This window comes from Inquilinus sp., assembly GCF_057815775.1.
The window spans coordinates 1-10,641 of the sequence record NZ_JBYRFX010000140.1 but is presented as its reverse complement, the minus strand read 5'-3'; the positions used below and the strand labels follow the sequence as shown (position 1 = coordinate 10,641).

Sequence of the window (10,641 nt, the reverse complement as noted above, 5' to 3'; positions counted from 1 at the left end):
CATCCGGCAGGTGATCTGGCTGGGCCAAGGCTATGAGTTGGACGAAACCGACGGTCATATCGACGAGATCGCCTGCTTCGCGCGTCCGGGATTGGTCCTTGCGCTGACGACCGACGACACCGGCGACGCCAACTTCAAGGTCTTCCAAGACAACCTGGACCGTCTGAAAGCCGCCCGCGACGCGAACGGCCGGGAGATCGAAGTGGTCACGCTGCGCCAGCCGGAACGGCGCGATCACAACGGCGTCCGCCTTACGCTGTCCTACACCAACTTCTACATCGCCAATGGCGGCATCGTGATGCCGGCCTTCGACGTGGCGGAGGACGAGCGCGCCTTCCGCATCATCCGCGACGCCTTCCCGAACCGCCGCGTGGTCCAGGTCCACGCCCGCGACATCTTCCTGGGCGGCGGCGGCATCCACTGCATCACCCAGCAGCAGCCGTCGCCGTAGGCAGGCACGGCCCGGGGTTGGTTGGGGTTGCAACCGCCACCCCAACCAACGTCAGCACAATCAGGCCGTTGCCGTGCGGGACCCGCGCAGTGCCGCATCCAGGCTCCAGGCGCCGCCACCGGCGGCGGCGAAGTAGAGGAACAGGAAGCTGTACAGCGCCGCCAGCTCGCCCTGGTTCAGCAGCGGAAAGAAGCCGCCGGGCGCATGGGCCATGAAATAGGCCACGGCCATCTCACCCGACAGGATGAAGGCGACCGGCCGGGTGAACAGGCCGACGATCAACAGCAGGCTGCCGACAATCTCCAGCACCCCGGCCAGGCCTTCGAGCGAGAACAGCTGCAGGCCGTCGAAATACGCGACATGGGGGAAGCCGAGCAGCTTGGCCATGCCGTGCTGCAGGAAGAACAGGCCCGCGGCGATGCGCAGGATGCTGAGCACGCGCGGTGCCCAGCTCCGGTCGAAGTCCGTGGTCACACTGGCCACAAATCGTCTCCTGGTTCGAGAGGGGGGTCAGTAGCCGACGGTGAAGCGCTGCTGGCGATGCGCTGGCTTCTCCAACTCGTCGATCAGGGCGATGGCATAGTCTTCCTGGCTGATCCGGCTCTGCCCGTCGGCCCCGACCAGAAGCTGGTCGCTGCCAAGCCGGAATTTGCCGGTGCGCTCGCCCGGCGCGATGATCGCCGAGGGGGACAGGAAGGTCCAGTCGAGATCGGTTACACCCCGTAACAGAGCGAGGTAATCCCGGCCCTTGGACGCCTCTCCCTTGTAGGCGGCGGGGAAGTCCGGCGTGTCCACCAGCGCCTTGCCGGGGGCGACCTCCAGGCTGCCGGCGCCGCCGACCACGAGATAGCGCTTCACGCCCGAGTCCCGGACCGCCTGCAGCAGCAGCGCCGGGTCGGAGGCGCTGAAATGCAACGAGCTGATCACGGCATCATGGCCGGCCAGCAGCGCCGCCAACCCTTTGGCGTCGGACACGTCGCCGCGCTTCGCCGTCAGCCCCGCCTGCGGCGAAAGCTTCTCCGGGTTGCGGACGATGCCGGTGACCGTGTGTCCCCGGTTCAGGGCCTCGGCCAGGATCTTGGAGCCGACATTGCCGCTGGCCCCGATCAACGCGATGTTCGTCATGGATGTCTCCGTCAGTCGGTATCGAAAGGTACCGACGGAAACTCGCTATTCACAGTGCGGTGCGCAAGAAGGGCGTTGAAAGTAACCGAGGCACTGTGGAATGCCCGACCCGGCCGGTGGCGTTCAGGAGTGGCGCTCAGTAGCGCTTGTACCAGATGCGCTTCGGCCCGGTGTCGAGATGCACGAAGTCCGACCGCCAGTACAGGCCGAGGCCGCCGGTGGCGACGGCCCGGGCATGGTTGGCCAGGAACACCATGCCATAGCCTTGGACCGAGAGATCCACGGCCTTGCCCTGCAGGTGCAGGCTGTTCCGTGCCGCGCCCTCGGGGCGCAGCGCCTCGTTGGTCTCGGGGGTGCGGTAGCCGGAATGCAGGTTGATCGTCACCCGGCTGCCCTTGGCGGCTTGGTAGCGCTGCGCCATCGACCACAGCAGGTCGAACACGCCGGGGTCCATCTCCGTCGCCACGTCGACATGATGGTCGCGCAGCAGCCAGTTCAGCCGCTGGGTCGCTGCAGGCTGATAGGCATTGTCGACGGCATAGACGTCGTCGAAGCGTTCGTCGGTGTGGGGGTTGTAGAGCTTGAGGCGCCGCTCGCCCGGCCGGTCGATGGCGGGGGCGGCCGCGGCGCAAAAGGGAAGGGCGGCGAGCCCGATCAGGGCCCGCCGCCGCGTCAGCTGAACCGGATCAGCCGGCATCCTTCAGGGTGTTGATGATCCGGCCCACGACGCCGTAATCCTTCGCCTCCTGGGCCGACATCCAGTAGTCGCGGTCGGTGTCGCGCTCGACCCGCTCGATCGGCTGGCCGGTCTCCTTGGCGATGATCTCGTTCAGGCGGCGGCGCATCTTGATGATCTCGCGCGCCTGGATGTCGATATCGACCGCCCGGCCACCGGCGCCGCCGGACGGCTGGTGCAGCAGGAAGCGGGTGTTGGGCAGGGAGAGGCGGTTCTCCTTGGTCGCGGCGAGGTAGATGTGCGCACCGGCACTGGCCACCCAGCCGGTGCCCAGCACCTGAACCGCCGGTCCGATGAAGCGGATCATGTCGTGGATGGTGTCGCCGGCCTCGACATGGCCGCCGGGCGAATTGATCACAAGCCGGATCGGCTTCTTGTCGTCATCGGCCGCCAGCGCCAGCAGCTGGGCGGTGATGGCATGCGCCACCTTCATCGAGATTTCGCCGAACAGCAGCACCGTCCGGTTCTTGAAGAGGATGTTGCCGATCTGTGGGCCGAGCTCCTCCTTCTTCTCCTTTTCGGGGCGCTCTTCCTCTTCCTCTTCCTCCTCGTCGTCGAGACGCGGTGGGAACGGGCGGTCGACCATCTGGGGGATCCTGTCACTCGAGAGAATATATCAGATCCCAAGAGGTAGCGTGCCGGCCCCCGCTGTGCAACCAGTGCGGCGGAATTCCGGCCCGCGGCGATCGGATGCGGCCGGCCGATCGCCTCGGCCAGCCGCAAATCTCTCCTCGGGATCTCGTGGGACGCCGGTCAGCGGAACAGCTGGGCGGCGTTGTTCAGGGTCATGATCACGCCGTAGAGCAGCGGGATGCCGACGACGAGCCAGTAGGCGAGCACGCGCATGGTCGATCCTCCCTCAATGGGCGGCTGCTGCCGCATCCCCGCGATAGTGGTGGCGGGAGTTGACCGCGCTGACCAGCGCATTGCTGATGAAGCCGATCACCAGCAGCCCGGCCATGATGTACATCGTCTCGGAATAGGCGGCCGAGGCCGGCACGCCGCGATCGACCTGGTACTGCCTGATGTAGTTGATCAGCACCGGCCCGAGCACGCCGGCGACCGACCAGGCGGTCAGCAGCCGGCCATGGATGGCGCCGACATGCATGGTGCCGAACATGTCGCGGAGATAGGCCGGGATGGTGGCGAAGCCGCCGCCATACATGCTCAGGATCACGGCGTAGCAGGCGACGAACAGGGCGACGCTGCCGATCTGCCCGGCCCAGGGCACAACGGCGTACAGCACGATGCCGAGTGCGAAGTAGATGGCGTAGGTCACCTTGCGGCCGATGAAATCGGAGGTCGACGACCAGACGAAGCGGCCGGCCATGTTGAACAGGCTCAGCAGCCCGACGAAGCCGGCGGCGGCGGTCGGGGTGATCACGCCCGGGAACATCTCCTGGCTCATCACCGACGCCTGGCTCAGCACGCCGATGCCGGCCGTGACGTTCATGCACAGCACGAGCCACAGCAGCCAGAACTGCGGCGTCTTGATCGCGGTGTCGACATGCACGTCGGAGGTGGTGACCAGCTTCTTCGGCTGACTCGGTGCGACATAGCCGGCGGGTTTCCAACCCACGGCCGGCACCCGCACGATGGTCATGCCGAACATCATCACGATGAAATAGACGATGCCCATGGTGACGAAGGTCTCGACCACACCGACCGATGTCGGTGTGGTGAAGTGGTTCATCAGCGCGACCGCCAGGGGCGACCCGATCAGGGCGCCGCCCCCGAAGCCCATGATCGCCAGGCCGGTGGCCATGCCCGGCCGGTCCGGGAACCATTTGATCAGGGTCGAGACCGGCGAGATGTAGCCGATGCCGAGGCCGATGCCGCCGATCACGCCATAGCCGAGATAGACCAGCCACAGCATGTGGGTCTGGACGCCGACCGACGCGACCAGGAAGCCTCCGCCGAAGCAGCAGGCCGACAGGAACATCGCCCGCCGCGGCCCGCCGGTTTCGACCCAGCGCCCGCCGAAGGCGGCGGACAGGCCGAGAAAGACGATGGCGATCGAGAAGATCCAGCCCAGCTCCGGCAGGCCCCAGTCGCCGGCGCCCGGCGCGGTGATGCCGATCAGCTTGGTCAGCGGCCCGTTGAACACGCTGAAGGCATAGGCCTGGCCGATGCACAGATGGATCGAAAGCGCCGCGGGCGGCACCAGCCATCTGTTATAGCCGGGCGGCGCAATCGTCCGCTCCCTGGCAAAGAAGCCCATGGGGTCCGTCTCCCTGAGAAACCGTTTCACGCCCTTCGGGGACGACATTGCGGTGTCGGCTGGCTCCCCGAATCAGGGCACCTCAAATGACGATAGGATTTTATGTGAAAATCGTCATCCGAAACGGCGTTTCAGCCGCAATCAGATCAGTAACGGTCTGTCATTTGTCTTGGCGGAAGCGATTCCCCAACGAAAAACCGCCCTGCGGTGGGGCAGGGCGGTTCGCCGGGGCACGGGTCGACAGTCAGGTCAGGATTTCAGGCGGGTCCAGACGCGGTCGCGCAGGTCGATCGCTGCCGGCGAGCAGTTCTGGTTCGCGTTCAGCCGGCTCAGCAGCTCCGGCGGCGTGTTCACGGCCGGGTCGTCGCGCAGCTTCGGGTCCATGAATTCGGGCGAACCCTTGATGGCGTTGTTGTAGCCGGTGAAGTTGGTGGCGATGGCGATGTTTTCGGGCTTCATCATCCAATCGATGAAGATCTTGGCGTTCTCGACGTTCTTCGCCCCGACCGGCACGGCGAAATTGTCGTTCCAGAAGTTGATGCCTTCCTTCGGATAGACATAGACCACGGTCGAGCGGCCTTCCTTGGTGCGGTGTGCCGCACCGTTCCACTGCATGTGGGCGACGACCTCGCCGGCGATCATGCGCTCGATCGTGCCGTCGGAATTGTACAGGGCGACGGCCGGCTTCTGGGCCTCCAGCACCTTGAAGATCTTGCCGGCATCCTCGCTGTTCTCGGTGCAGTAGTTGATGCCGAGATACATCGCCGCCGCCTTATAGACCTCGACCGGGTCGTTCATCATGCCGAGCTTGCCCTTGAACGGGCCGTCGGGGTTGAGGATCGACCACCAGCTGTCATCGACCTTGCCGCCTTCGACCTTGGCGCTGTCGTAGCTGAAGCCGGTGGTGCCCCACATGTAAGGCGCCGAATACTTCCGCTCCGGGTCGTACCAGGGCTTGTCGTGCGGTGCGCCGACATTCTTGAAATCGGCCATCTGGCCGGCGTCGATCTCCTGCAGCAGATTCTGCTTGATCAGGATCTGGACCATGTAGTCGGACGGCACGACGACGTCGTAGCCGGTGGCGCCGGCCTGCAGCTTGGCCAGCAGCGTCTCGTTCGAATCATAGACGTCGAGGGTGACCTTGATGCCGGTCTCCTTCTCGAACTTGGCCAGCAGCTCGGGCGGATAGTAGTTCGACCAGTTGTAGAAATAGAGCTCGCCGGCGGCCTGGGCGGCCGTCGCCGCCACCAATGTCCCGGCCGCGGCGACAGCGGCGAGCAGAAGCTGTCTTGCTGATCCCATGGTGAACCCTCCTGTTGTCGTCGGATTATGATGATCGTGCCCCGGCCCCACCGACGTTCGGGGCCCGGGAATGGCGCCTGGGCCACCTCAGGATTTGAGGCGGGTCCAGACGCGGTCGCGCAAATCGACCGCGGCGGGCGAACAGTTCTTCGCCGGCCGCAGCCGCTGGATGTCCTCGGCGGGCATGTTGATCGCCGGGTCGCTGCTCAGCGCCTTGTCCATGAAGGCCTCCGATCCCTTGATCGCGTTCATGTAGGTGGTGAAGTTGGAGGCGGCGCCGGCGTTCTCCGGCTTCAGCATCCAGGCGATGAAGGTCTTGGCGTTTTCCGGGTTCTTCGCATCCTTCGGCACGACCAGATTGTCGGCCCACAGGCTCAGGCCCTCCTTCGGATAGACGAAGACCACGCTCGAGCGCTGCATCTTGGTGCGGTGCGCGGCGCCGTTCCATTGCATGTGGGCGACCACCTCGCCCGCCACCATGCGGTCGACCGAGCCGTCGGAGTTGTACAGGGCGACGGCCGGCTTCTGCGCCTCCAGCAGCTTGAAGATCTTGCCGGCGTCCTCGCTGCTCTCGGTGCAGCGGTCGATGCCGAGGTAGTAGGCGGCCGCGTTGAACACCTCGACCGAGTCGTTCATCATCGCCAGATGGCCCTTGAACGGGCCGTCCGGATTGAAGATCGACCACCAGCTGTCGTCGACCGGGCCCTGCACCTTGGCGCTGTCATAGGCGAAGCCGGTGGTGCCCCACATGTAGGGCGCCGAGTACTTCCGCTCCGGGTCGTACCAGGGCTTGTCGTGCGGGGCGACGACATTGGCGAAGCCCGGCATCTGGGCGACGTCGATCTCCTGCAGCAGGCCGGCTTTCACCATGATGTCGACCATGTAGTCGGACGGCACGATGACGTCGTAGCTGGCCCCGCCGGCCTGCAGCTTGGCCAGCAGCGTCTCGTTCGAATCATAGACGTCGAGCGTGACCTTGATGCCGGTCTCGGCCTCGAACTTCTTGAGCAACTGCGGGTCGGTGTAGTTCGTCCAGCTGAACAGGAACAGGTCGCCTGCGGCATGGGCCGCGGGGCTGGCGAGGAAAACCGCCGCCGACAGGGCAGCAGCCAGGCAGTCGCGTCGGAACAGCATCGTGGCCTCCCGGGCCAGTGTCAGGTTCGTGCGCGCCCCACCGCCCAGGACAGGGCGACGAAGACGATCGAGATCAGCAGCATCAGGGCGGAGATGGCATTCACCTCGGGCGTCACGCCGATGCGGATCATGCCGTAGATGTAGATCGGCAGGGTGGTGGCCCCGGCGCCGGAGACGAAGAAGGTGATGACGAAATCGTCGAGCGAGATGATGAAGGCCAGCATCAGCCCCGACAGAATGCCGGGCCACAGCAGCGGCAGCGTCACCCGGCGGAAGCTGCGCCAGGGCGTGGCGTAGAGGTCCGACGCGGCCTCGGCCAGGCTCGGGTCCATGCCCTCCAGCCGCGCCCGGATCGGCAGGTAGGCGAAGGGAATGCAGAACACGACATGGGCCAGGATGATGGTGCTGAGGCCCAGCGGCAGGGCGATGGCCGTGAAGAACAGCAGCGTCGCCACCGCCGTCACCACCTCCGGCACCACCAGCGGCATGGCGATCAGGGCGCTGACCGCGTTCTGGCCGCGGAAGCGCCGCCGGGCCATGCCGACCGCCGCCGGGATCGCCATCAGCGTCGAGACAACGGCGGACACCGAGGCCACGATCAGCGAATTCTTCGCCGCCCGCAGGATGTCCGGATTGCCCAGCACGACGCCGAACCAGCGGGTGCTGAAGCCCTCCCAGATCGTCGCCGAGCTGCCGGCGTTGAAGGCCAGCACCAGCAGCACCACGATCGGGATGTAAAGATAGGCGAAGAACACCCAGGCGGTGGCCCGGACACCGGGGAAGCGCCGCAGGCTGTGCGCGGCGCTCATTTCGACACCTGCGGCGCACCGCGGAAGCGGACCAGGTACAGCACCATCGCCAGCAGCACGATCGCCAGCAGGGCGAAGGACAGGGCGGCGCCGAACGGCCAGTTGCGGGACGAGCCGAACTGGTTCTGGATCAAATTGCCGATCATCATCGACTTCGACCCGCCCAGCAGGTCCGGCGTCACATAGGCGCCGAGGCAGGGGATGAAGACCAGGATGGCGCCGGCGGCGATGCCCGGCATGGCCAGCGGCACCACCACCCGGCGCAGCGCCCGCCATTTGTCGGCGCCCAGGTCATAGGCGGCCTCGACCAGCCGGAAATCCAGCTTCTCCAGGCTGGAATAGATCGGCAGCACCATGAAGGGCAGGAAGGAATAGGTCAGGCCGATGGCGATTGCCGTCTCGGTGTACATCAGGTTCAGCGACCCCGTGGTCAGGCCCATTCCCTGCAGCGCCGAATCGATCAGCCCGCCGGAGCGCAGCATCAGGATCCAGGCGTAGTTGCGGACCAGCAGGTTGGTCCAGAACGGGATGGTGACCAGGAAGATCAGCAGGTTGCGCCGCGGTGGCGGCTGCATCGCCATGTACAGCGCGGTCGGGAAGCCGATCACGATGCACAGCACGGTGGTGAACAGCGACAGCCAGACCGACCGCAGCAGGATCTGCGTATAGGCCGGGTTCCAGATCAGGCTGTCGTCGAAGTCGCGCTCGTAGAAGAACCTGACATAGGCGTCGAGTGAGAAGGTGTTCCACTGCACGCCGCCGAATTCGCCGCGCTGGGCGACGGAGACGACGGCCATGATCGCCAGCGGCACGACGAAGAAGATGATGATGAAGGCGACCGGAACGCCGATCAGCCCGGCGGTCCGCAGCCGGCTTGCCCGTGCCATGCGCCGGCCTCCCTCAGTCGACCAGGGCGTGGCCAGCGCCGGTCGGGATCGAGACCAGGACGTGGTCGCCGGGCTGGAAGCCCTGCTCGGTGCCCGGCCGGTTCTGCAGCCGCGCCGTGACCATGGATCCGCCCTCCGCCATCCGGACGTGATAGGTGGTGTCGGTGCCGACATAGACCACCGTCTCGACCGTGCCGCCGAGGCCGGCGGCTTGGCCCGGCTGGGACGACAGCTGGATACGCTCCGGCCGCACCGTCAGGGTGGCCCCATCGGCGCAGCCCAGCCCGGCGGCCAGGGCGCCATCGAAGAAGTTGGTCTCGCCGATGAAATTGGCGACGAAACGCCGCGTCGGCCGCTCATAGATCTCGCGCGGGCCGCCGACCTGCAGGATCTCGCCCTGGCTCATGACAGCGATCCGGTCCGACATCGTCAGCGCTTCTTCCTGGTCGTGCGTGACGAAGATGAAGGTGATGCCGGTCTCGGTCTGCAGCCGCTTCAGCTCGATCTGCATCTCCTTGCGCAGCTTGAGGTCGAGTGCGGAGAGCGGTTCGTCCAGCAGCAGCACCTGCGGCTCGCTGGCCAGGGCGCGGGCCAGGGCGACGCGCTGCTGCTGGCCGCCGGACAGCTGCGACGGCTTGCGGTTCTCCATGCCGGTCAGCTTGACCAGCGCGATCATCTCGGCGACGCGGGCCTCGGCCCGGCCGCGCTCGGTCCCCTTCATCTCCAGGCCGAAGCGGATGTTCTCGCGCACCGTCATGTGCGGGAACAGCGCATAGCTCTGGAACACCGTGTTCACCGGCCGCTTGTGCGGCGGCAGCCCGTCGATCGGCTTGCCGTACAGCAGGATGTGGCCGCTGCTCGGCTCCTCGAATCCCGCGATCATGCGCAGCAGGGTGGTCTTGCCGCAGCCCGACGGGCCCAAGAGGGTGAAGAATTCATTGTCACGGATCTCGACCGAAACCCCGTCCAGGGCTTTGACCGCCCCGTCCTGGCCGCCGTCGAACACCTTGGTGACGTCGACCACGTCGATTGCCGTCCCTGTCAAGATGGCCTCATTTCTTTGTTTGGGCAGGGCGCGAGACCCGGGGCGGACCGGCGGGAGCCCCTGGCGGCATCGCACATGATGATCGGGCTTCTGAACGACCCGAGTCAGCTCGCTGCGCCGATGACAACGATATCAGCAGGAGCCGGCGGGGACCGCAAGCCCGGGCGTGCCGGTCATGTCGGACATTCGCATCCGGGCATGAAAAAACCCCGCCGTCGCCGGCGGGGTTCTCTCGTTCGGGCTAAGCCGTGGCTCAGGCCGAGTAGTACATCTGGAACTCGATCGGGTGCGGGGTGTGCTCGAAGGCGTAAACCTCTTCCCACTTCAGCGCGATGTAGGACTCGATCATGTCCTTGCTGAACACGTCGCCCTTCAGCAGGAAGGCATGGTCGGCCTCGAGCGCCAGCAGCGCCTCGCGCAGCGAGCCGCAGACGGTCGGGACGTTCTTCAGCTCTTCCGGCGGCAGGTCGTACAGGTTCTTGTCCATCGCCTCGCCCGGATGGATCTTGTTCTGGATGCCGTCCATGCCCGCCATCATCAGCGCCGCATAGGCGAGATACGGGTTGGCGAGCGCATCGGGGAAGCGCACTTCGACGCGCTTCGCCTTGGGGCCGGTGCCGTAGGGGATGCGGCACGAGGCCGAGCGGTTGCGCGCCGAATAGGCAAGCAGCACCGGCGCTTCGTAGCCCGGCACCAGCCGCTTGTAGCTGTTGGTGGTCGGGTTGGTGAACGCGTTGAGCGCCTTGGCGTGCTTGATGACGCCGCCGATGAAGTACAGGCACATGTCCGACAGACCGGCGTAGCCGTTGCCGGCGAACAGCGGCTTGCCGCCATCCGAGATCGAGATGTGCGTGTGCATGCCCGATCCGTTGTCCTTCATGATCGGCTTGGGCATGAACGTGGCCGTCTTACCGTAGGCCTGGGCGACCAT

At 65.9% G+C, this 10,641-nt stretch carries 13 protein-coding genes; 1 reads left to right on the top strand and 12 read right to left on the bottom strand.

The annotated features are described in order from the left end of the window. On the top strand, window positions 1-451 hold a 451-nt coding region (locus tag AC3XYG_RS05100; RefSeq protein ID WP_489138733.1), incomplete at its 5' end, for an agmatine deiminase family protein. A gap of 60 nt (window positions 452-511) precedes the next feature. Here AC3XYG_RS05100 and AC3XYG_RS05095 read toward each other — a convergent pair. The 12 genes from AC3XYG_RS05095 to AC3XYG_RS05040 all read right to left on the bottom strand — a co-directional run. After that, a complete protein-coding gene (locus AC3XYG_RS05095; RefSeq protein WP_489138732.1) occupies window positions 512-934 on the bottom strand; it encodes a DoxX family protein in 423 nt (140 codons plus the stop codon). A 27-nt stretch (window positions 935-961) separates the two neighbouring features. Then, a complete protein-coding gene (locus AC3XYG_RS05090; protein WP_489138731.1) occupies window positions 962-1,576 on the bottom strand; it encodes an NAD(P)-dependent oxidoreductase in 615 nt (204 codons plus the stop codon). 136 nt (window positions 1,577-1,712) lie between these two features. After that, entirely contained in the window at window positions 1,713-2,273 is a 561-nt protein-coding gene (locus tag AC3XYG_RS05085) for a YcbK family protein (protein WP_489138730.1), read from the bottom strand. Then, window positions 2,263-2,898: an ATP-dependent Clp protease proteolytic subunit gene (locus AC3XYG_RS05080; RefSeq protein WP_489138729.1), complete on the bottom strand. Its 636-nt coding sequence runs from the start codon at window positions 2,896-2,898 to the stop codon at window positions 2,263-2,265. The genes AC3XYG_RS05085 and AC3XYG_RS05080 overlap by 11 nt, the downstream gene beginning before the upstream one ends. A gap of 167 nt (window positions 2,899-3,065) precedes the next feature. Next, window positions 3,066-3,158, bottom strand: a complete 93-nt coding sequence (locus AC3XYG_RS05075; RefSeq protein WP_489138728.1) for an MFS transporter small subunit — start codon at window positions 3,156-3,158, stop codon at window positions 3,066-3,068. A gap of 13 nt (window positions 3,159-3,171) precedes the next feature. Then, window positions 3,172-4,533, bottom strand: a complete 1,362-nt coding sequence (locus AC3XYG_RS05070; protein WP_489138727.1) for an L-lactate MFS transporter — start codon at window positions 4,531-4,533, stop codon at window positions 3,172-3,174. Between the two features lie 249 nt (window positions 4,534-4,782). Then, the gene (locus tag AC3XYG_RS05065) at window positions 4,783-5,835 is read right to left on the bottom strand and encodes an extracellular solute-binding protein (protein ID WP_489138726.1); all 1,053 of its coding nucleotides are present in this window, start codon (window positions 5,833-5,835) and stop codon (window positions 4,783-4,785) included. 87 nt (window positions 5,836-5,922) lie between these two features. Continuing rightward, window positions 5,923-6,969, bottom strand: coding sequence for an extracellular solute-binding protein (locus AC3XYG_RS05060; RefSeq protein WP_489138725.1), 1,047 nt, complete (start codon window positions 6,967-6,969; stop codon window positions 5,923-5,925). Between the two features lie 20 nt (window positions 6,970-6,989). Beyond that, window positions 6,990-7,778, bottom strand: coding sequence for an ABC transporter permease (locus AC3XYG_RS05055; RefSeq protein WP_489138724.1), 789 nt, complete (start codon window positions 7,776-7,778; stop codon window positions 6,990-6,992). Then, window positions 7,775-8,665, bottom strand: coding sequence for an ABC transporter permease (locus AC3XYG_RS05050; protein ID WP_489138723.1), 891 nt, complete (start codon window positions 8,663-8,665; stop codon window positions 7,775-7,777). Before AC3XYG_RS05050 ends, AC3XYG_RS05055 begins: the two co-directional genes overlap by 4 nt. A 13-nt stretch (window positions 8,666-8,678) precedes the next feature. After that, window positions 8,679-9,710, bottom strand: a complete 1,032-nt coding sequence (locus AC3XYG_RS05045) for an ABC transporter ATP-binding protein (RefSeq protein WP_489138722.1) — start codon at window positions 9,708-9,710, stop codon at window positions 8,679-8,681. Between the two features lie 253 nt (window positions 9,711-9,963). Further along, window positions 9,964-10,641, bottom strand: a 678-nt coding sequence (locus tag AC3XYG_RS05040) for a glutamine synthetase family protein (protein WP_489138721.1), incomplete at its 5' end; no start/stop codon positions are given.

Coding starts and splice junctions, on each gene's coding strand:
- AC3XYG_RS05090 (WP_489138731.1), bottom strand. CDS start 1,576: ATGACGAACATCGCGTTGATCGGGGCCAGCGGCAATGTCGGCTCCAAG.
- AC3XYG_RS05085 (WP_489138730.1), bottom strand. CDS start 2,273: ATGCCGGCTGATCCGGTTCAGCTGACGCGGCGGCGGGCCCTGATCGGG.
- AC3XYG_RS05080 (WP_489138729.1), bottom strand. CDS start 2,898: ATGGTCGACCGCCCGTTCCCACCGCGTCTCGACGACGAGGAGGAAGAG.
- AC3XYG_RS05075 (WP_489138728.1), bottom strand. CDS start 3,158: ATGCGCGTGCTCGCCTACTGGCTCGTCGTCGGCATCCCGCTGCTCTAC.
- AC3XYG_RS05070 (WP_489138727.1), bottom strand. CDS start 4,533: ATGGGCTTCTTTGCCAGGGAGCGGACGATTGCGCCGCCCGGCTATAAC.
- AC3XYG_RS05065 (WP_489138726.1), bottom strand. CDS start 5,835: ATGGGATCAGCAAGACAGCTTCTGCTCGCCGCTGTCGCCGCGGCCGGG.
- AC3XYG_RS05060 (WP_489138725.1), bottom strand. CDS start 6,969: ATGCTGTTCCGACGCGACTGCCTGGCTGCTGCCCTGTCGGCGGCGGTT.
- AC3XYG_RS05055 (WP_489138724.1), bottom strand. CDS start 7,778: ATGAGCGCCGCGCACAGCCTGCGGCGCTTCCCCGGTGTCCGGGCCACC.
- AC3XYG_RS05050 (WP_489138723.1), bottom strand. CDS start 8,665: ATGGCACGGGCAAGCCGGCTGCGGACCGCCGGGCTGATCGGCGTTCCG.